18 protein-coding genes are annotated in these 19,694 nt (G+C 64.5%); 9 read left to right on the top strand and 9 right to left on the bottom strand.

The window, feature by feature from the left end; translation table 11 throughout:
• Positions 1-4: 4 nt before the first annotated feature.
• Positions 5-406, top strand: a complete 402-nt coding sequence (gene copM / locus AC0L28_RS06505; RefSeq protein ID WP_473476298.1) for a CopM family metallochaperone — start codon at positions 5-7, stop codon at positions 404-406.
• A 32-nt stretch (positions 407-438) separates the two neighbouring features.
• Positions 439-1,284, top strand: coding sequence for an aldo/keto reductase (locus AC0L28_RS06500; protein WP_287171362.1), 846 nt, complete (start codon positions 439-441; stop codon positions 1,282-1,284).
• A gap of 24 nt (positions 1,285-1,308) precedes the next feature.
• On the opposite strand, the gene mutS is transcribed toward AC0L28_RS06500, so the two are convergent.
• Positions 1,309-4,059 carry a DNA mismatch repair protein MutS gene (mutS, locus tag AC0L28_RS06495; RefSeq protein ID WP_128174101.1) on the bottom strand — a complete coding sequence of 917 codons (2,751 nt, stop codon included), beginning with the start codon at positions 4,057-4,059 and terminating at the stop codon, positions 1,309-1,311.
• 142 nt (positions 4,060-4,201) lie between these two features.
• Here mutS and AC0L28_RS06490 point away from each other — a divergent pair, with 142 nt between their 5' ends.
• Entirely contained in the window at positions 4,202-6,481 is a 2,280-nt protein-coding gene (locus tag AC0L28_RS06490; RefSeq protein ID WP_128174099.1) for an NADP-dependent malic enzyme, read from the top strand.
• A gap of 17 nt (positions 6,482-6,498) precedes the next feature.
• Here AC0L28_RS06490 and AC0L28_RS06485 read toward each other — a convergent pair whose 3' ends face one another.
• Positions 6,499-7,491, bottom strand: a complete 993-nt coding sequence (locus AC0L28_RS06485) for an adenosine kinase (protein WP_023803749.1) — start codon at positions 7,489-7,491, stop codon at positions 6,499-6,501.
• Between the two features lie 184 nt (positions 7,492-7,675).
• Between AC0L28_RS06485 and AC0L28_RS06480 the strand changes: the two genes are divergently transcribed.
• Entirely contained in the window at positions 7,676-8,578 is a 903-nt protein-coding gene (locus tag AC0L28_RS06480) for a DMT family transporter (protein ID WP_031257008.1), read from the top strand.
• 98 nt (positions 8,579-8,676) lie between these two features.
• Positions 8,677-9,372 (top strand): sulfate transporter family protein, encoded by a 696-nt coding sequence (locus tag AC0L28_RS06475; protein ID WP_473476295.1) that lies wholly within the window; start codon positions 8,677-8,679, stop codon positions 9,370-9,372.
• An 85-nt stretch (positions 9,373-9,457) separates the two neighbouring features.
• Here the strand turns inward: AC0L28_RS06475 and AC0L28_RS06470 are convergent, their stop codons facing one another.
• The 6 genes from AC0L28_RS06470 to AC0L28_RS06445 form a co-directional block, all read right to left on the bottom strand.
• On the bottom strand, positions 9,458-10,453 hold the full coding sequence (locus AC0L28_RS06470) for a proline racemase family protein (RefSeq protein ID WP_473476292.1): 996 nt from the start codon (positions 10,451-10,453) through the stop codon (positions 9,458-9,460).
• Positions 10,454-10,467: 14 nt separating this feature from the next.
• Complete coding sequence (locus AC0L28_RS06465; protein ID WP_473476671.1) at positions 10,468-11,271, bottom strand: isocitrate lyase/PEP mutase family protein; 804 nt, start codon at positions 11,269-11,271, stop codon at positions 10,468-10,470.
• Positions 11,272-11,340: 69 nt separating this feature from the next.
• Complete coding sequence (locus tag AC0L28_RS06460; protein WP_473476287.1) at positions 11,341-12,189, bottom strand: hypothetical protein; 849 nt, start codon at positions 12,187-12,189, stop codon at positions 11,341-11,343.
• Positions 12,190-12,274: 85 nt separating this feature from the next.
• Positions 12,275-12,931, bottom strand: coding sequence for an HAD family hydrolase (locus AC0L28_RS06455; RefSeq protein ID WP_287055152.1), 657 nt, complete (start codon positions 12,929-12,931; stop codon positions 12,275-12,277).
• On the bottom strand, positions 12,931-13,416 hold the full coding sequence (dut, locus tag AC0L28_RS06450) for a dUTP diphosphatase (protein WP_023803741.1): 486 nt from the start codon (positions 13,414-13,416) through the stop codon (positions 12,931-12,933). The genes AC0L28_RS06455 and dut overlap by 1 nt, the downstream gene beginning before the upstream one ends.
• Positions 13,417-13,500: 84 nt before the next feature.
• Entirely contained in the window at positions 13,501-13,971 is a 471-nt protein-coding gene (locus AC0L28_RS06445) for an Lrp/AsnC family transcriptional regulator (protein ID WP_023803740.1), read from the bottom strand.
• Between the two features lie 115 nt (positions 13,972-14,086).
• Between AC0L28_RS06445 and AC0L28_RS06440 the strand changes: the two genes are divergently transcribed.
• From AC0L28_RS06440 to AC0L28_RS06430, 3 genes are all read left to right on the top strand, one after another.
• Positions 14,087-14,341 (top strand): DUF6356 family protein, encoded by a 255-nt coding sequence (locus AC0L28_RS06440; protein WP_023803739.1) that lies wholly within the window; start codon positions 14,087-14,089, stop codon positions 14,339-14,341.
• A gap of 13 nt (positions 14,342-14,354) precedes the next feature.
• On the top strand, positions 14,355-15,155 hold the full coding sequence (locus tag AC0L28_RS06435; protein ID WP_128168313.1) for a class II glutamine amidotransferase: 801 nt from the start codon (positions 14,355-14,357) through the stop codon (positions 15,153-15,155).
• 168 nt (positions 15,156-15,323) lie between these two features.
• Positions 15,324-16,712, top strand: coding sequence for an amidase (locus tag AC0L28_RS06430; RefSeq protein ID WP_473476283.1), 1,389 nt, complete (start codon positions 15,324-15,326; stop codon positions 16,710-16,712).
• On the opposite strand, the gene AC0L28_RS06425 is transcribed toward AC0L28_RS06430, so the two are convergent.
• Positions 16,692-17,768, bottom strand: coding sequence for an NAD(P)/FAD-dependent oxidoreductase (locus tag AC0L28_RS06425; RefSeq protein WP_473476281.1), 1,077 nt, complete (start codon positions 17,766-17,768; stop codon positions 16,692-16,694). The two genes, AC0L28_RS06430 and AC0L28_RS06425, sit on opposite strands and share 21 nt — an antisense overlap.
• Before the next feature lie 136 nt (positions 17,769-17,904).
• Here AC0L28_RS06425 and AC0L28_RS06420 point away from each other — a divergent pair, with 136 nt between their 5' ends.
• On the top strand, positions 17,905-19,497 hold the full coding sequence (locus AC0L28_RS06420) for a peptide chain release factor 3 (protein WP_031257006.1): 1,593 nt from the start codon (positions 17,905-17,907) through the stop codon (positions 19,495-19,497).
• Positions 19,498-19,694: the final 197 nt, after the last annotated feature.

Below are 19,694 nucleotides of genomic sequence, written 5' to 3'. Positions count from 1 at the left end.
ATGAATGACGTTGGCCAAGAAGATCGTGCTGCTGCTGATGGCTGCCGGAATGCTGCTTGCCGTTTTCCTGGAAAGCATTCCGTCGCAAGCCCAGGAGACGAAACACGACATGGGCGCGCACGACATGGGGGCTATGGGCGCGCAGGGTGCCTCGACCGACAGCTACAAGGCGGCGATGGACAAAATGCACACCGCGATGACGGCGATCGAATATTCCGGCAATGCCGATGTCGATTTCGCCCGCGGAATGATCCCGCATCACCAGGCGGCTATCGACATGGCCAAGGTCGAGCTTGTCAATGGCAAGGATCCGGAAATGCGCAAGCTGGCCGAAGCGGTGATCGCGGCGCAGGAAGCCGAGATCAAGCGGATGCAGGATTGGCTGGCCGCCCATCCGGTGAAGTAGCATCAGCCATCGGGCCTCGACTGGAGCACGCCATGCCGTCAACGATAAGAACCACAACATTGCCCTCGGGCGAAGCCGTTCCCGTGCTGGGTCAAGGCACCTGGAAAATGGGCGAGGACGCCCGCCGCCATGCCGATGAGGTCAATGCCCTGAAGCTTGGGCTGGATCTCGGCATGACGCTGATCGACACCGCCGAAATGTATGCCAGCGGTGGCGCCGAGGAAGTGGTGGCGGATGCTATTGCCGGGCGCCGCGACGAGGTGTTCCTGGTCTCCAAGGTGCTGCCATCCAACGCCTCGCGCACCGGCGTGCCGGCTGCCTGCGAGGCAAGCCTCAGGCATCTGCGCACCGACCGCATCGATCTCTATCTGCTGCACTGGCCCGGCAGCGTGCCGCTGGCGGAAACGGTCGAGGCCTTCGAAGCGTTGAAAAAAGCCGGCAAGATCCGCCATTGGGGCGTCAGCAATTTCGATACTCATGAGATGGAGGAACTGGTCAGCCTGCCGGCCGGCGACGGCGTCCAGACCAACCAGATCCTCTACAATCTGTCCCAGCGCGGCCCCGAATTCGACCTTGCGCCCTGGAGCCGGCAGCGCGGCATTCCGCTGATGGCCTATTCGCCGGTCGACCAGGGCGTATTGGCGCGCAACGCCAGCCTAGAAGCCATCGCCGCCCGCCACGATGCGACGCTCGCTCAACTGGCGCTGGCCTGGGTGATGGCACAGGACGGCGTTATCGCCATTCCAAAGGCCAGCAAACAGGAGCATATCCGCCAGAATGTCGGCGCGCTCGACATCGAACTAACGCGTGAGGATCTCGCCGAAATCGACCGCGCCTTCCCGCCACCGAGGCGCAAGCACGGCCTGCAGATGATTTGAGGGATGGGAGCGGACGAGGCCCAGCTACTTACCCGCCATTCCCTTCAGCCGGTACAGCGCCTCCAGCGCCTCCCGCGGCGTCATCTCGTCGGGGTTGATCTCCCCAAGCGCCGCGCTCAGTGCATCGCTCTTCACCGGCTTCGGCGCTTCCCGTTTCAGCGCCACCGAAAACAGCGGCAGATCGTCGACCAGCCGGTTGGCCTTGCCCGAAACCTCGCCCGCTTCCAGCTGATGCAGCACTTCCCTGGCCCGCCCGACCACCGCCTCCGGCAAGCCGGCCAGTCGCGCCACCTGCACGCCGTAGGAGCGGTCGGCGGCACCCTTGCCGACCTCGTGCAGGAAGACCACGTCGCCTTCCCATTCCTTGACCCGCATGGTGACATTGTGCAGTCGAGCGAGCTTGCTGGCCAGCGCAGTCATTTCGTGGAAATGGGTGGCGAAGATCGCCCGGCAGCGGTTCTTCTCGTGCAGATACTCGACCGCCGCCCAGGCGATCGACAGGCCGTCGAAGGTGGCGGTGCCGCGGCCGATCTCGTCGAGGATCACCAGCGCGCGTTCGCCGGCCTGGTTGAGGATCGCCGCCGTTTCGACCATCTCGACCATGAAGGTCGAGCGGCCGCGCGCCAGGTCGTCCGAGGCGCCGACACGTGAAAACAGCCGGTCGACAACGCCGATATGGGCTGATGCCGCCGGCACGAAGGAGCCGGTCTGGGCGAGGATGGCGATCAGCGCATTCTGCCTGAGGAAGGTCGATTTGCCGCCCATATTGGGGCCGGTTAGCAGCCAGATCGCGCCGTTTTTGGCATTGCCTTCCGGCGACAGATCGCAATCATTGGCGACGAACGGTCCTTCGCCCGAACGCCGCAGCGACTGTTCCACCACCGGATGCCGCCCGCCCGAAATGGCGAAGGCGAGGCTCGCGTCCACCACCGGCCGGCACCAGGCGTCGCTTTCGGAAAGCAGCGCCAGTGCCGCCGACACGTCGAGCACGGCGAGTGCTTCGGCGCCGGCACGGATCTTGTCCGCCTCGCCGACGGCTTCCGCCGTCAGCCTGTCGAAGGCGGCAAGCTCGATCGCCAGCGCCCGGTCGGCGGCATTGGCGATCTTCGATTCCAGCTCGGCCAGTTCGGTCGTGGTGAAGCGCATGGCGTTGGCCATGGTCTGACGATGGATGAAGCGCGCCTTCGCCCCGTCGCTGCTCGTCATGATCGCATGGTTGTTGGCGGTGACTTCGATGTAGTAGCCAAGCACATTGTTGTGCCGGATTTTCAGCGAGCGGATGCCGGTTTCGTCGATCAGCGAGCGCTCCAGCCCGGCGATCACCTTGCGCGATTCATCGCGCAGCGCTCGCATCTCGTCGAACTCGGCGTTGTAGCTGGAACGGACGAAGCCGCCGTCGCGCTTGAGCAGCGGCAGCTCGTCGGCGAGCGCCCGCGTCAGATGCTCGGCCAGCGGGCGCGGCAGCGCCTCGATCGCCGCCAGCCCCGCCGCCAATTCTGGAGGCAGGGCGGTCGCCCCAAACAGTTCGGCAATAGCGCCGGCTGCCTCGAACCCGGCACGCAGCGCGCCGAGATCGCGCGGGCCGCCGCGGTTGAGCGCCAGCCGCGACAGCGCGCGTGGCATGTCGGCGACGCTCTTCAGGCTCGCCCGCACCGCCTGGCACAGCCGTGTCTCGGACCGGAAGAACGACACCGAATCCAGCCTTGCGCCAATTGCCGCCGGATCGGTCAGCGGCGCCATCAGCCGGTCGGCGAGCAGCCGCGCGCCGCCGCCGGTCACCGTGCGGTCGATCGCCTTGAACAGCGAGCCCTCGCGGCTGCCGGACAGCGTGCGCAGCAGTTCCAGATTGGCGCGTGTCGCCGGATCGATGAACAGCGTCGAACCCTGCTCCTCGCGCTCGGGCCGCGACAGCGGCGGCCGCTCGGCCTTCTGCGTCTTCTCGACATAGGCGATGGCGCCTGAGATCGCCGACAGCTCGGCGCGGGAAAACGTGCCGAAACTGTCCGGCGTCGCCACCTCGAAGAAACGGGCGATGCGCCCGGCGGCCGACGCCGAGTCGAACAGGCTCGGCGGCTGCGGACTGGCGATGCGGCCGAGCACATCGAACACCGGTTTCAGCTCCGGATCGTAAAACACCGGTTCGGCGACGATCAGTTCGCGTGGGTCGACGCGAAAGACATCGGCGAGCAGCCGGTCGGCGCTGGTCTCGGCAACCCGGAAGGCGCCGGTCGAGATCTCGATCCAGGCCAGCGCAAAACTTCCTTGGTTCCCTGTCGCGCTGCCGCGCTCCCCGCTTCTTTGTTCGGCTCCGCCCTTGACCCGGCCAAGTGCCATCAAGAAACTCGATTCCGACGGCGCCAGCAATTTGTCCTCGGTGATGGTGCCGGGCGTTACCAGCCGCACCACGTCGCGGCGCACCACCGATTTGCCGCCGCGTTTCTTCGCCTCTGCCGGATCCTCGATCTGCTCGCAGACGGCGACGCGGAACCCTTGTCCAATCAGCTTCTGCAGATAATCGTCGGCGGCATGCACCGGCACGCCGCACATCGGGATGTCGAGGCCCTGGTGCTTGCCACGCTTGGTCAGGACGATGCCGAGCGCCCGGCTCGCCTTCTCGGCGTCGTCGAAGAACAGCTCGTAGAAATCGCCCATGCGGTAGAACAGCAGCGAATCCGGGTTCGCCGCCTTGATCTCGATATACTGCTCCATCATCGGCGTTGCCGGCGCAAAGGCCGGCGTAGCGCTGTCGCTGCGAATGGGCGTTTCGTCGTTCAAGAAGTTGCTTCCAAAATTTCCCAAGCCATCTGCTTGGCGGTTTACAGCGGCGAAGTGTAGCCTTAATCCCGAACGTTCCACAAAAGAAAGCACCGCGCCCGTCTCAACGAGGTGCTGCACGGGTGAGGAAATCGAAAGCATCATGGCCAAGAAAACCGAAAGCAACGGCCCCTCCGTCAGTGCGCAGGAGGCGCTGGAATTCCACGCCATGGGCCGCCCGGGCAAGCTGGAGATCGTCGCCACCAAGCCGATGGCCACCCAGCGTGACCTAAGCCTCGCCTATTCGCCGGGCGTCGCGGTTCCGGTGCTTGCCATTGCCGAGGATCCCAGCCGCGCCTTCGACTACACGGCGCGCGGCAACATGGTCGCCGTCATCTCAAACGGCACCGCCATCCTCGGCCTCGGCAATCTCGGCGCGCTGGCCGCCAAGCCGGTGATGGAAGGCAAGGCGGTGCTGTTCAAGCGCTTCGCCGATGTCGATTCGATCGATCTCGAGGTCGACACCGAGGATGCCGAAGAGTTCATCAATTGCGTCCGTTTCCTTGGGCCGTCGTTCGGCGGTATCAATCTGGAAGACATCAAGGCGCCGGAGTGCTTCATCATCGAGCAGCGGCTGCGCGAACTTATGGACATACCGGTCTTTCATGACGACCAGCACGGCACCGCCATCATTTCGGCGGCCGGCCTGATCAACGCGCTGGAAATCACCGGCCGCGACATGAAGACCACTAAAATGGTCTGCAATGGCGCCGGTGCCGCCGGCGTCGCCTGCATCGAGCTGATGAAGGCGATGGGCTTTGCGCCCGAAAACATCATCCTGTGCGACACCAAAGGCGTCGTCTTCCAGGGCCGCACCGAAGGCATGAACCAGTGGAAGTCGGCGCATGCCGTCAAGACCGACGCACGCTCGCTGGCCGAGGCGCTCGACGGTGCCGACGTGTTCCTCGGCCTCTCGGCCAAGGGCGCGCTGACCACCAAGATGGTGCAGTCCATGGCCGAGAAGCCGATCATCTTCGCCATGGCCAACCCCGATCCGGAGATCACGCCGGAGGAAGTCGCCGAAATCCGCGCCGATGCCATCATGGCCACCGGGCGTTCGGACTATCCGAACCAGGTCAATAACGTGCTCGGCTTCCCTTACATCTTCCGCGGCGCGCTGGACGTGCGGGCGACCACCATCAATGACGACATGAAGATCGCCGCGGCGCGTGCGCTCGCCGAACTGGCGCGCCAGGATGTACCCGACGACGTCGCCGCCGCCTACCAGGGCATGCGGCCGAAATTCGGCCCCAACTACATCATCCCGGTGCCGTTCGACCCGCGCCTGATCTCGGCCATTCCGATCGCGGTTGCCAAGGCCGCGATGGAATCCGGCGTCGCGCGCAAGCCGATCCTCGACCTCGACCGCTACGCGCAGGAGCTTTCCGCCCGCCGCGATCCGATCGCCTCGACCCTTCAGCGCATCTACGACCGCGTGCGCCGCCAGCCCAAGCGCATCGTTTTCGCCGAGGGCGAGGAGGAGCAGGTGATGCGCGCCGCCGTCTCCTATGTGAACCAGCGGCTCGGCACCGCCATCCTGCTGGGCCGCGACGACATCATCAAGGAGAACGCCAGGAACGCCGGCATCGAACTGAACAAGCAAGGCATCGAGATCATCAATGCCAGGCTGTCGCGCCGCAACGGCGTCTACACCGACTATCTGTACGAGCGTATGCAGCGCAAGGGCTTCCTGTTTCGCGACTGCCAGCGCCTGATCAACACCGACCGCAACCATTTCGCCGCCTGCATGGTGGCGCTGGGCGATGCCGATGGCATCGTCACCGGCGTCACCCGCAACTACTCGACGGCGCTCGACGACATCCGCCGCATCATCGACGCCAAGCCCGGCCACCGCGTCATCGGCGCCTCGATCGTGCTGGCGCGGGGCCGAACCGTGATCGTCGCCGACACCGCCGTGCACGATATGCCGAATGCCGAACAGATCGCCGACATCGCCGAGGAGGCCGCCGGCTTTGCCCGCCGCATGGGTTATGAGCCGCGGCTGGCCATGCTTGCCTATTCCACCTTCGGCCATCCGCAGGGCGAGCGCTCCGAACGCATCCAGGAAGCGGTGCGCATCCTCGACAAGCGGCGCGTCGATTTCGAGTATGACGGCGAGATGGCAGCCGACGTGGCGCTCAGCGCACGCGCCATGGCGCAATACCCGTTCATCCGGCTGACCGGCCCAGCCAATGTGCTGATCATGCCGGCCTTCCACTCGGCCTCGATCTCGACCAAGATGCTGCAGGAGCTCGGCGGCTCGACCGTTATCGGCCCGCTGCTGGTCGGCCTGGACAAGCCGGTTCAGATCGTCTCGCTCAACGCCAAGGACAGCGACATCGTCAACATGGCGGCGATTGCCGCTTATACGGCGGGGGCCTGAGGAGCGAGCGCCTCTTCCTAAATCAGGCCTGCCTGCTCAGCCTCGTGGCGTAAATTCTGCCGCGGCCTTGGCCCGATCTGCTGGATCACCAGCCCGGCCGCCAGCGAGCCGAGATCGCCGCAATGCTTCAGGCTGCGGCCTTGTGTGTAGCCGTAGAGGAAGCCGGCGGCATAGAGGTCGCCGGCGCCGGTGGTGTCGACCAGTTCGCGGATTTCCGTCGCATTGATGGTGACGGTCTCGTCGCCGCGCACGATGACCGAGCCCTTTTCGGAGCGGGTGACGGCGGCGATCTTGCAATCCTTGCGGATCTGGGCCAGCGCCTCGTCGAAGGAGGCGGTCTGGTACAGCGACTTGATCTCGTGGCTATTGGCAAAAACGATATCGACAGTGCCCGAGCGCATCAGCTCCAGAAACTCCTCGCGGTAGCGGTCGACGCAGAACGAATCCGACAATGTCATCGACACTTCGCGCCCGGCTGCGTGGGCGAGCTTCGCCGTCTGCCGGAACGCTTCCTTGGCGCGCGGCGGGTCCCACAGATAGCCCTCGAAATAGGTGACGGCGGCGCCCGACGCCTTGTCCGCCTCGACATCCTCCGGACCGAGCTCGACGCAAGCGCCGAGATAGGTATTCATCGAGCGCTCGCCGTCCGGCGTGACGAAGATCATCGAGCGCGCCGTCGGCGGTTCGCCATTGAGCGGCCTGGTGTCGAAGGCCACGCCCTGGGCGTGCATGTCATGGGCGTAGATTTCGCCGAGCGTGTCGTTCGAGACCTTGCCGAAGAAGGCGGCGCGACCGCCGAAGCTGGCGACGCCCGCCGCCGTGTTGCCGGCGCTGCCGCCGGAGGCTTCGATGGCCGGGCCCATGCGGCTGTAGAGCAGCTCGGCGCGCCTCGTATCGATCAAATTCATCGCGCCCTTGATGATGCCGTTCGTCTCAAGGAATGCCTCGTCGCACTGGGCGATGATGTCGACAATGGCATTACCGATACAAAGCACGTCATAGTTCGGCATCAATCATGTCTCCGCGAAAAACCACCGGCTTTCTGGCATGCCGGCCGCGGGCGGGTCTAGTGATTTGATGCGGCTTTGCCTAGCCAACAATCACGGTTGGATAATGATCGAAGCATTTCTTTCGTGCCTCGCTTACAAGGATGGCGTCGCCGATCAATGTTCCCCCGAAGGTTGCGAACCCGCCATGCCTGCAAAAACCGACATGAAGACCGAGCTGGCGCTCCTCATTGCGCTCGCGGTGCTGTGGGGTGCTTCCTATACCTTCATCAAGATCGGCGTCGAGACGATCCCGCCGGTAACGCTGATCGCAGCCCGAACGTTGATTGCGGGTGGAATTCTTCTCGCCCTCATCCGCTGGCGTGGCCTGACCCTGCCGCGCGATACCGCCAGCTGGCGTCGGTTCGCGTTCCAGGCATGCCTCAACAGCGTTGTGCCGTTCACGTTGATAGCCTCGGCCGAGCGCTCGCTAGACGCCGGCCTGGCCACGATCCTGAATGCGACGTCCCCAATCTTCACCTTCTTGCTGACCGCGCTCATCACGCGCCACGAACCAGTGACCATGCGCAAACTGTTCGGCGTCGGTGCGGGAATAGCTGGAATATGCCTCATCGTCGGCACCCAGGCGCTTGGCGGCCTTGGTCACCAGTTGTGGGCGCAGCTTGCCGTCGTCGCGGCGACGGTCTGCTACGCAGGTGCCGCCATTTTCGGTCGCGGCTTCAAGGGTCTCGATCCGATGATTCCAGCCGCCGGTTCGATGCTTTGCGGCGCCGCGATACTCGTCCCCCTCAGCCTTGTGTTCGACCGCCCTTGGGCGTTGGCGCCATCAACGGCCTCGATCCTTGCTCTGCTCGGACTTTCGGTTTTTTCAACTGCGCTGGCCTTCTGCATTTATTTCCGCCTCATCCATACGCTGGGCTCCGTCGGCACCACCTCGCAGGCCTATCTGCGCGTGCCGATCGGCGTCGGTATCGGGGCCGTATTCCTCGGCGAGAGCCTTGGCCCGACGGCGTGGTGGGGAATGGCCCTTGTTGTCGCCGGCGTGGCTGCGATGACCATTCCTGTCCGCAAGCCGGTGTTTGCGCGGTAACTTGCGTTATCAGCAGCAGTTGCGCTGATGATTTCCCTTTCCTATCTCGGGGGGCGTCCTGCCCAAAACGGGCGCGTTGCATATGGGTTTGAAACGCGATGATACTCGACGCCGCCCGCGCCGCCCTGAGCCGGCTGTTCTCGCCCGAATTCCGCTCGGTTTTCATCAAGACGCTGGGGCTCACCTTGCTGGCGCTGGTGGCCTTGTGGTTCGGGTTGACGAGCCTTGTCGAGTGGCTGGCCTTGCCGTGGTTGGAGTCCCTGATACCCGGCCTGCCGTCCTGGGCCGGCTGGTTGGGCGGCATCATCGCCGCCATCGCCCTTGCCTTCGGTCTGGCCCTGCTGATCGCGCCGGTGACGGCGATCATCGCCGGCCTGTTCCTCGACGCCGCCGCCGAACTGGTCGAGCGCACCGACTATCCCAATGACCCACCCGGCCGCGCGATGCCGGCACTGCGCTCGCTGGTGCTGGCGATCAAATTCTTTGGCGTCGTCATCGTCGGCAACCTTTTGGCCTTGCTGCTTCTGCTGGTGCCGGGCATCAACATCGCCGCCTTCTTCATCGTCAACGGCTATCTGCTGGGACGTGAATTCTTCGAATTCGCCGCGATGCGCTTTCGCCCGGAGGCCAACGCCCGGGCGTTGCGCAATAAACATGCCGTCACGGTGTTCCTCGCCGGGCTGGTTGTCGCTGCCTTCCTCGCAGTGCCGCTGCTCAACCTTTTGACGCCGCTGTTCGCCGCCGCCATGATGGTACATCTGCACAAGGCGATCTCGGCGCGGGAAGCGGCTTAGGAGTGCTGATGTTCTGGTGATGCAGGCTTGCGAATGGCGGTTGTAGCCAAACGTTACGCTCCGTTCCGTTTTGTTGGGTTCGGCGCTAACGCAAAAGAAAACCGTGTCCCAGTTCGTCGTCGGGTTCGACGATGAATTCGGCCCGGCCGCTGTAGAAGGCGCGGCCGCCGACGCGGGCGATGATGGCATCATGCGGCCCGGCTTTCGCGGTCCTCGCCACGCTGCCGGAAAAGCGCGAGCCGGCGATACTCTCGAACAGCCGCGTCTGGCCGGCGATTTCGCCCCTGGCATGCATCGCCGCCAGCCGCGCGGCGACGCCCGATCCGGTCGGCGAGCGGTCGACCTGGGCCTCGGCGAAGACGCAGATGTTCTTGGTTGGGCTATCGGAATATGCGTCCTGTCCGTCGGTCAGGATGGTGCCGTAGAGAAAGGCAAGCTCGGCATGGTCGGGGTGCGACAGCGGGAATCCCTTCTTCAGCTTCTCCGTCAGTGCCGTCGCCGCATCGACGAAATCGCGCACGCGGTTCCTGCCGAACTCCAGCCCGAACTGCCGGCAATCGGCGAGCGCATAGAAGGCGCCACCATAGGCGATGTCGAATCCGATCGCCCCGTAACCTGGCAATTCGACCTGCTGGTCGCGGGCGAACAGAAAGGCCGGCACGCTTTCGAATGACACAGCACCGGCCTTGCCGTCCTGCACCTCGACCGAGACGACGACCAGCCCGCACGGCGCCTCGATGTTGACTGTCGTCAGCGGCTCCTGCCGCGCCACCAGCCCCTCGTCGACGGCGTAGCGGCCGAGCGCGACGATGGCGTGGCCGCACATCGTCGAATAGCCCTCATTGTGCATGAACAGCACGGCGAGGTCGGCGCCGGGCAGGTCGGGTTCCACCAGCAGCGCGCCATACATGTCGTAATGGCCGCGCGGCTCGAACATCAGGATCTTCCTGAGATGATCGAGGTGATCGCGCACATAGGCGCGTTTTTCCAGGATCGTGCCTGCAGGAATCCTGGGATAACCACCGGTGACGATCCGCAGCGGCTCGCCGCCGGTGTGCATGTCGACGACGCTGAGCTTCATGCGCTGGGGCCCATCTAAGCTGAAGATTTGGCAAACAACGCCTGCAGCTTGCCGAACGGCATGGCGGTGCGGGTGAAGCCGAAGGTGCCGTCCTGCTGGATCTCGCGCGCCGCCGTTTCCAGCATGCCGAAGGCGTAGTTGGTCAGCCAGGGCCCGAGCGAAATGCGCTTGACCCCTGCCTGGGCAAGATCGGCGATGGTGAAGCCGGGCCTCACCATGACGTTGACCGGCTTGGTCAGCGCCGAGCAGACGGTTTGCACCGTCTCGACATCGCCGAGGCCTGGCGCGTAGAGCACGTCGGCGCCGGCCCTCTCGAAGGCCTGCAGCCGCTTGATCGTGTCGTCGATGTCTGGCCTGCCCCACAGAAAGTTCTCGGCCCGCGCGGTGAAGACGAAGTCGTGCTTCAGCGCCCGTGCCGCCTCCGCTGCAGCGGCGACGCGCTCGACGGCATGCGAAAATTCATAAATCGGCTTGTCGGGCTCGCCGGTGTGGTCCTCGATCGAGCAGCCGGCGAGGCCTGCCGCTTCGGCTGCGAAGACAGTTTCCGCGGCACTTGTCGCGCTGTCGCCCTTGCCCTTCTCGAGGTCGGCCGAGACCGGCAGGCCGGTCGCCGCGGTCACGTCGCGGCAGTGGTGGATCATCGCCTCGAAGGTCACCGCGCCATCGGGCAGGCCGCGCGAAAAGGCAAAGCCGGCGCTGGTCGTCGCCAACGCCTTGAAACCGAAGGAGGCCAGCAGTTTCGTCGTGCCGACGTCCCAGGGGTTGGGCATGACGAAGATCGAACTGTGCAGGTCGCGAAAGGTCTTGCCCTTGTCCATGGATGCTCCCCAGAGTGCGAAGCGCATTTTATCCCGCCACTGCCCGCCGGGCAAACGAATGCGATTGGGTCAGAAGCGATTGGCGTTCTCTCCTGCCAATTTGTCCAGTGCGTCGGACCCCTTGACGTACGCGGTCCCGTCCCAATGGTAGGTGACGGAGATGTCGCGCGAGGAAGCCTCGGGCGCCGCATCGTCGCAGCTTTCGCCATTCGGCATGGTGGCATCGGTCACCGTCGCCTTGATGGCCGCATAGGGCTGGCCTTCCGCAACGGTCTGAAACGCCAACTCCTGCGTGCGCCTGTAGGCGCACAGGGACTCGTCGAACGTAGAGATCATGTCGATCAGCTCGAACCTGTCGTCGCGGACCAGGATCAGCGGCGTGCTCACATAGCCCTGGCTCGAATTGAAATGCGTGCTCAGGGTGATGATGACGTCATCGCCTAGCCCGATCGGAAGCTTGCCCGGATCGCGGAAATAGGTGCTCCGGTCGACGGCGACATTGACAGCGTCGAGCAGTCTCGGCTTGCCGGCAAGATCGTAGAGCGCCAGCACCGCAAAGCCCTCTGCGCTGTCGGAGGAACTGCCGAGGTCGAACAGCATGGCCAGCCGTTCCTTGCCGCCGGCCCTGATCTGGAGCACGCCAGCATCGGAAAAGCCCGACGTTTCGGGCGGCGAGCCACCGCTATCCCCACCTTCGATATGGCGCATCTCGATCGGCATGGAGCCACCGTAGAAGCCATCCTTGTCCGCCGCCAGATCGGGAATGACCATCCTGGCGAGGTCGAGATAGGTCGTGTTCTCGTGGCCGGGGATGGTGCTGCCAAGGTCCGGGAAGCTGACGCCCTGCGCGCCGGCCGCGGCCCACAGACACGGCAGCAGCAAGCAGGCGAGGGTGAAGCGAAACAGGATCGAGTTCATAGGCTGGGCGCCTCCCACTGTCGAACATTGGCAAGCTAGCATGGGCGCCTGGCGCGTCCAGCCGGATAAAAACCTGAAGACCAGATCAGGGGATCGGCACCAGCCCGGCCAGCTCGCGCATGTCGTCAAACAGGATGCCGCCGGCCTCGGTCAGGCCGTCGCGGTCGGAATGCGGGTCGCCGTAGTAGGAAAATACGCGCATGCCGGCGGCAATGCCGGCTAATGTCCCGGCGACGCTGTCCTCGATGACGATGCAGTCGGCTGGCGCGAAGCCCATCGTGCTTGCGGCATGCAGGAACAGGTCGGGAAAAGGCTTGCCGCGCGAAACCATGGTCGAGCTGAACAGTGCATGCTCGAACAGCGGCAGCAGCCCGGTCTGGCCGAGCGTGATGTGCATTTTACTCACCCGCGCCGACGAAGCGACGCAAGTTGCGATGCCGGCAGCGTGCACGGCTTCGATGAACTGCCTGACATAGGGGACGGCTTCGACGCCATGCGCGAACAGGTCCGGCAGACCGGCGTTCCAACGGTCGACGAAATCGGCGCCGAGGCTGGCGCCGGTCGCCTCGACTTCCTTCTGCACCGAGACCATGGCGCGGCCGGAGAAGTTCTTGCGGCAATATTCGAAGCTTGCCGGGTAGCCGGCGGCGCTGAGCCATTCGGCGAGGCGCCGATTGGCCAGGTTCTCGGTGTCGACCAGAACCCCGTCGCAATCGAAGATGACGAGTTTGGGTAGCGACATCAGGCCGTGCCGGTCGATCCGAAGCCGCCGGAGCCGCGCGTCGTTCCGCCGGCCAAGCTGCGCTCATCGACCGTCGCCTGCGTCACCGGGGCGAAGACGATCTGCGCGATCCGCATGCCGCGCGTCACCGCGAAATCCTCGTCGCCAAGATTGATCAGCAGCACCTTGACCTCGCCGCGATAGTCGCTGTCGATGGTGCCCGGCGTGTTGAGACAGGTAAGCCCGTGCTTGAAGGCGAGGCCCGAGCGTGGCCGGACCTGGCCTTCCACCCCCTCCGGGATCTCCAGGATCAGTCCGGTCGGCACCAGCGCGCGTTTTCCCGGCAGGATCAGCAGCGGCCGGTCGTCCGGCACCGCGGCGCGCAGATCCATGCCGGCGGCGCCCGGGCTTTCATAGGCGGGAAGCGGCAGGCCTTCACCGTGCGGCAGCCTGATGAAGCCGACGGCCGGACCGATGACGGAGGAAGTGTAGAGGGCTGCGCGCATGAGGCTGATCCTATCGCTATCAACGCCGATTCAGTCAACTCGGCGGCCAGACTATCAACGGCTTTCTTTCAGCGCAGTTCCGTTTCAGCGCAGTTCTACGGGGACGATGGTCGTCTCCTTGATCTCCTCCATGACGAAGGAGGCCGAAACATCCGACAGCGCCACCTTGGCGATAAGCCGCTGATAGAGCCGGTCATACGCCTTCACGTCGGCGACGCGGGCGCGCAAGACATAGTCGAGGTCGCCGGACATGCGGTAGACGCCGGTGATCTCGGGAAAGCCGCCCACTGCCGCCCGGAATTTTTGCAGCCAGTCGGGATCATGATTGGAGGTCCGGACCAAGATGAACACCGAAAGGCCAAGGCCAAGCTTGTCGGCATCGACCAGCGCCACCCGGCCGGTGATGACGCCGTCTTCCTCGAGCCGCTTGACCCGGCGCCAGCAGGCGTTGCGCGACAGCGACACCCTTTGCGACAATTGGTCGACCGACAGCGTGCCGTCGCGTTGCAGTTCGGCCAGCAATCTTCGGTCGATCTCATCGATTTCCAGCGACATGTGGGATGTTTGTCCCAATAATTGACCAGACACAAGGATATTTTGGGACTAATCAATCAAAACCTCGTGTCAGAATACTCAGCATCGGGGGCTTTTCCCGGCAGGAGGGACCACCATGACGACACCGCTTGCAAGGCTCTTTACCTCTCACCCGGCCAAGGTCGGCGAGACCTATTTCAGCCATATGGCCTTCGCGGCATGGTTCTGCTCGCGTCTGTTCATGGCAGCGTTCGCCGCACTCATTCACGCTTTCTTGCCGTTTCTGTTTGAGACTACGGCCAGCCGAATCGTTCGCGAGCTCTATGAGCGCACGCACAACAGAGGCACACACGCGATCAAGGAGCCTGCGGCTCTCATGGATCGCGCCTGAGGGGATTAAGAGAATGTGCCGGTGGGCGGCCTACCTCGGCGAAGCGGTTTTCCTGGAAGACATCGTCACGGCGCCCTGCCATTCGCTGATCGCCCAGAGCCATTGCGCCCAGGAAGCCAAGTCGCCGACCAATGGCGATGGCTTTGGTCTCGCCTGGTACGGCGACCGGCCCGAACCGGGCCTGTATCGCGACATCCTGCCGGCCTGGTCCGATCCCAATCTGAAGAGCCTGTGCCGGCAGATCAGGTCCAGCCTGTTCCTTGCCCATGTGCGCGCCTCGACCGGCGGCGCCACCAGCCGCATGAACTGTCATCCCTTCACTGCCGGCCGCTGGTCGTTCATGCACAACGGCCAGATCGGCGGCTTCGAAAGAATCCGCCGGGCGCTGGAAAACGCGCTCTCCGACGATGTCTTCGATCGGCGCGAGGGCACCACCGATTCCGAACTTTTCTTTCTCCTGATGATCGACGAGGGTCTGGCGGGCGATCCGCAAGGCGCGGTGTCGCGCGCTACGGCGCGGGTGATCGACGCCTCGCGCCGCGCCGGCTTCGAACCGGCGCTGATGCTTACCGCCGCCTTGTCGGACGGCGAATCGCTCCATGCGGTGCGCTATGCGACCGATGCCCACGCGCCGACGCTCTACACCTCCGTCTTCCGCAACGGCGGCGGGCGATGCCTGATGTCGGAGCCTTTCGACCGTGATGGCGGCGACTGGCAGCCGATCCCGCCCTCTAGCTTCGTCACCATTACCAGAGACGGCATGACCACTCGTCCATTTGCGCCGGAACCGGCAAGACTGGCGCTGGCCGTGTAGCTCCCTCGCTATCGCGGCAACATCGCGGGACAGCGCCCCCTCAACAGACCCTCGCAGCGCAATTCCGATCAAGCACCACCTGTCCTCGAATGCTGAACTCGGCTTGAAGACGCGCCGTAGTCCGCCATTTGGTGAGGCTGGCGCCGCTAGCAAGCCGGAGCATTGGTCATGGACCTCGTCTTTTCCTCCACCAGAGACTTGGCTGCCGCGATCCGCGACCGCAAGATTTCCGCCGTGGAAGCGCTGGACGCGCATTTGGCTGAGATCGACAGGCATAATGAGGCGGTCAACGCGGTCGTCACGCTCGACAGGGAAGGGGCTCGCGCTCGCGCGAAGAAGGCCGACGAAGCGCAGGCGCGCGGCGACGCTCTCGGGCCGCTGCACGGCGTGCCGTTCACGCTGAAGGACACTCACGAAACACTGGGGATGAAGACGACGGTCGGCTTCCCGCCTTTTGCCGACTATGTGGCGAGAAAAGACAGCCCGGTCGTTCTCAGGTTGAAGGCGGCCGGCGGCGTGCTCGTCGGCAAGACAAATGTCGCAACGATGCTGGGCGACTGGCAGTCGAACAACCCGCTGTTCGGCCGCACCAGTAATCCGTGGGATCTATCGCGCACCGCCGGCGGTTCCAGCGGGGGAGCGGCGGCAGCACTTTGCGCAGGCATGACGCCATTCGAACTCGGCACCGACATGCAGGATTCGATCCGCCTGCCGGCAGCCTTCTGCGGCGTCTACGGCCTCAAGCCGACCGAGCATCGCGTCTCCTTGGCCGGCGCCTTTCCCGATCCCGGTGGCGTACCGCGCGGCGTACGGCTGATGTCCTGCATCGGTCCGCTGGCCCGCAACGTCGAAGATCTGGCGCTGATTCTGAGGATCATTGCAGGACCGGATGGCAGCGACACCGACCTTGCCCCGGTGCTGGTCGAGGACATGCCTGGGGTCAATCTCAAGACCCTGCGCATCGCTTTCGCGCCGGCCTTTCCGGGTTTTCCGGTAGCCGGCGAGATCAGGGCCGCGGTCGAAAGTCTGGCCGAGCAACTCAAGTCTGCGGGGGCAGTCGTCGAGGAAGCAAGACTGCCGACGCTCGGCCTGCATGACGATCTGACGCAAGGCGGCGCGCTGATCGGCATGATGCTGGAGGCTGCGCAGCCGGAGCCGCCAGAAGAACCGACACCGGTCTCGCGCTGGTTCGAAGCGCTCGCCCACCGCGACCAGTCAATCCTTGCCTGGGACCGGTTTTTCGAAGGTTGCGATGTCTTGCTTTGTCCCGTCGCCATGACCACGGCCTTTCCGCATTGCGAGGCGGGAACACCAATCAAGGTCGATGACAGGGAGCAGAGCTACTGGCTGCTGCCAGCCTATGGCGCGGTGTTCAACTACAGCGGCCACCCGGCACTGTCGATGCCCTGCGAGCAGGACCGCGACGGCCTGCCCATCGGCCTGCAGCTGGTCGGCCGTCGCTGGTCAGAATCGCGGCTGCTTGGCATCGCCAGGGCGATAGCGCCGCTGAGCGGCGGTTTTCGCCGTCCGCCCCGGCTATTGAGCAAACCGCGTTAGCCTATAGGGCTCAAGTAGCGGATCGCGCGCGTCGTCCAGTATTTCCCGGCCGGCGAACAGGCCGACGGCAGGCGCCAGCGTGATGCCGGAATGCATGACCGCGACATAGAGGCCGCTCACGCCTTGAGCCCGTCCGATGATCGGAAAGCCGTCGATCGGCGTCGGCCGATAGCCGACGGTGTGAAAATCCAGTTCCAGCCGGTCGGCGCCGCGCAGCATGCTCTTCATCGCCGCAAACAGGTCGCGGGCTGTGGCTTCGGCATCCATGCCCGGATCGGCGCCGCCGAAATCCGAGCCGGCGATGATGCGGCCCTCGGCAGTCTGGCGCATGTGCAGCCGGTCGCCGATCACCAGGCCGTTGAGCAGCTTTTCGTACGGGCGTGAATGGACGATCAGGCCGGGCGGCGTCTCAATCGGCAGTTTTAGCCCGGCCGTTGCCGCAATTGCCGCAGAGCCGGCGCCGGCCGCGATCACCACCTCGTCGGCGACAATCCGTCCGCCTGACGTATCGACGCCGTTAATCCTGCCATTGGTCTGTATCAGCGCGGTGACTGTCGTGCCGGTAATCACCCGCGCGCCAAGTCGCTCGGCGTCGGCCAGCAGCGTCTGCGTGGCCGCGACCGGTTCGGCCACGCCCTCCTCAGCGACGTGACGGGCGAAGTCGGGAAGCTCGGTCAAATTGGGCTCTATACGTGCGGCTCCCACGCGGTCGACGCGCTCGATCCCGTAGCCCCAGGCGGAATGCTCGGCGGCATAGGCCTCAAGCTCGGCCGGCGGCAGGTCCCAGCACAGGCCGCCGCACCAGGCGAGCGGAATGCCGGGCACGTCATGGGCAAGCCGCGTCCATTCGGCCATCGAACGGGTACGCAGCCGGAAATACGGCTCTGGATTGCCCCAACTGGCATTGATCCAGGCAAAGGAATTCGGCGTGGCGACGCCGCCCGCACCGCTGTCGGCAACGATCGTCACGTTCGCGCCAGCCTTCGCCAGATGCCAGGCGATGGACGCACCGATGATGCCGGCGCCGACGACAATGACGTGCTTGGCTGCGCTCATGGATGGACCTTTATCGAACCGCCTCTGTTGATGCCATTGCGGCGGACCTATCTCAAGGCCGGGCAACCGCCCAAAATTGTTCGACAGGCTGCAAAAGCGCTGCTAGAAGCCCGCGCACCACATGGGATTCCACAAATTGGCTGAAGACATCACGAACGCGGTGGCGCGCCGCCGCACTTTCGCGATCATCGCGCATCCGGACGCCGGCAAGACGACGCTGACCGAAAAGCTGCTTTTGTTCGGCGGTGCCATCCAGCTTGCCGGCGAGGTCAAGGCCAAGAAGGATCGCATCCAGACCCGGTCGGACTGGATGAAGATCGAGCGCGAGCGCGGCATTTCGGTCGTCACCTCGGTGATGACCTTCGAGTATGAGGACAATGTCTTCAACCTGCTCGATACGCCCGGTCACGAGGATTTCGCCGACGATACCTATCGCACGCTGTCGGCGGTCGATGCGGCGGTCATGGTCATCGACGCCGCCAAGGGTATCGAGCCGCGCACGCTAAAACTGTTCGAGGTCTGCCGGCTTCGCGACATCCCGATCATCACCTTCGTCAACAAGATGGACCGCGAAAGCCGCGACCCGTTCGAGATCCTCGATGAGATCGAGCAGAAGCTGGCGCTGGACACCGCACCGATCACCTGGCCGATCGGCCGCGGCAAAACCTTTTCCGGCACCTATCATCTGGCGCTGAACGCGGTGCGCAAGGGCGACGCCGAGAAAGAACGCACGCCGGTCAATGGTCCCGACTCCAACCGCGTCGCCGGCCTGTTGCCGGAGAACGAGCGCGAGGCTTTCATCGAGGAGCTGGAGCTGGCGCGCGAAGCCTGCCGCCCGCTCGACATCGGTGCGTTTCGCGAGGGCCATCTGACGCCGGTTTATTTCGGTTCGGCGCTGCGCAATTACGGCGTCCGCGACCTGATCGAGGCGCTTGGTGCCTACGGGCCGCCGCCACGCGCGCAGGAAGCCGATACCCGCAAAGTCGAGGCGACCGAGGATAGGATGACCTCCTTCGTCTTCAAGATCCAGGCCAACATGGATCCCAACCACCGCGACCGCATCGCCTTCGTCCGCGTCTGCTCGGGCAAGCTCGAGCGCGGCATGAAAGCCAAGCTGGTGCGCACGGGAAAACCGATGAGCCTGTCGGCGCCGCAATTTTTCTTCGCCCGCACCCGCGTCACCGCCGACGAGGCCTTTGCCGGCGACGTCGTCGGCATCCCCAACCACGGCACGCTGCGCATCGGCGATACGCTGACCGAGGGCGAGGAGATCCTGTTCCGCGGCGTGCCGAATTTCGCGCCGGAAATCCTGCGCCGCGTCCGGCTCGGCGACGCGATGAAGGCCAAGAAGCTGAAGGAGGCGCTGCACCAGATGGCCGAGGAAGGCGTCGTGCAACTGTTCTCGCCAGAAGACGGCTCGCCGGCAATCGTCGGCGTCGTCGGTGCGCTGCAGCTCGACGTGCTGAAGGAGCGGCTGAATATCGAATACACGCTGCCGGTCGATTTCGAGATGTCGCGCTTTTCCGTCTGCCGCTGGATATCGGCCGACGACAAGGCCGAGGTGCATCGCTTCATCGAGGCGCATCGCGGCGACATTGCCCGCGACCTCGACCACGATCCGGTGTTCCTTGCCCAGCACGCCTTTTCGCTCAACTACGAGGCCGAGCGCTGGAAGGCGATCCGCTTCGCCGCGGTCAAGGATTACCAGGTCCGCGACAAGGCGGCTTGACCGTTGCCGTATGGCCGCCAAGATCACACTCGCGCGTTGCGCCGCCCTTCATCCGCCTGCCGGTGTCCAGTTGAAAGATGGGTAACACTTTGAACCGGATACATGGGTTACAGTTTTCCCCCTGTCGTGTCCGCCGCAGCGCTGCGGCGGACAAGCTTCATGCGCCTGGTGTCGAGGATGCCGAGCGGGTGGGCATG

The organism is Mesorhizobium sp. WSM4847 (genome assembly GCF_055811335.1).
The sequence above is the reverse complement of the archived record's forward strand: the minus strand, read 5'-3'. Positions and strand labels throughout refer to the sequence as shown.

What these genes read in the sequence shown, in the direction of transcription:
- AC0L28_RS06460 (WP_473476287.1), bottom strand. Translation starts at nt 12,189, where the DNA reads ATGAACTCGATCCTGTTTCGCTTCACCCTCGCCTGCTTGCTGCTGCCG.
- AC0L28_RS06475 (WP_473476295.1), top strand. Translation starts at nt 8,677, where the DNA reads ATGATACTCGACGCCGCCCGCGCCGCCCTGAGCCGGCTGTTCTCGCCC.
- AC0L28_RS06470 (WP_473476292.1), bottom strand. Translation starts at nt 10,453, where the DNA reads ATGAAGCTCAGCGTCGTCGACATGCACACCGGCGGCGAGCCGCTGCGG.
- AC0L28_RS06440 (WP_023803739.1), top strand. Translation starts at nt 14,087, where the DNA reads ATGACGACACCGCTTGCAAGGCTCTTTACCTCTCACCCGGCCAAGGTC.
- AC0L28_RS06480 (WP_031257008.1), top strand. Translation starts at nt 7,676, where the DNA reads ATGCCTGCAAAAACCGACATGAAGACCGAGCTGGCGCTCCTCATTGCG.
- AC0L28_RS06445 (WP_023803740.1), bottom strand. Translation starts at nt 13,971, where the DNA reads ATGTCGCTGGAAATCGATGAGATCGACCGAAGATTGCTGGCCGAACTG.
- AC0L28_RS06485 (WP_023803749.1), bottom strand. Translation starts at nt 7,491, where the DNA reads ATGCCGAACTATGACGTGCTTTGTATCGGTAATGCCATTGTCGACATC.
- AC0L28_RS06500 (WP_287171362.1), top strand. Translation starts at nt 439, where the DNA reads ATGCCGTCAACGATAAGAACCACAACATTGCCCTCGGGCGAAGCCGTT.
- AC0L28_RS06455 (WP_287055152.1), bottom strand. Translation starts at nt 12,931, where the DNA reads ATGTCGCTACCCAAACTCGTCATCTTCGATTGCGACGGGGTTCTGGTC.
- AC0L28_RS06490 (WP_128174099.1), top strand. Translation starts at nt 4,202, where the DNA reads ATGGCCAAGAAAACCGAAAGCAACGGCCCCTCCGTCAGTGCGCAGGAG.
- AC0L28_RS06435 (WP_128168313.1), top strand. Translation starts at nt 14,355, where the DNA reads ATGTGCCGGTGGGCGGCCTACCTCGGCGAAGCGGTTTTCCTGGAAGAC.
- copM (WP_473476298.1), top strand. Translation starts at nt 5, where the DNA reads ATGACGTTGGCCAAGAAGATCGTGCTGCTGCTGATGGCTGCCGGAATG.
- AC0L28_RS06430 (WP_473476283.1), top strand. Translation starts at nt 15,324, where the DNA reads ATGGACCTCGTCTTTTCCTCCACCAGAGACTTGGCTGCCGCGATCCGC.
- AC0L28_RS06465 (WP_473476671.1), bottom strand. Translation starts at nt 11,271, where the DNA reads ATGGACAAGGGCAAGACCTTTCGCGACCTGCACAGTTCGATCTTCGTC.
- dut (WP_023803741.1), bottom strand. Translation starts at nt 13,416, where the DNA reads ATGCGCGCAGCCCTCTACACTTCCTCCGTCATCGGTCCGGCCGTCGGC.
- AC0L28_RS06425 (WP_473476281.1), bottom strand. Translation starts at nt 17,768, where the DNA reads ATGAGCGCAGCCAAGCACGTCATTGTCGTCGGCGCCGGCATCATCGGT.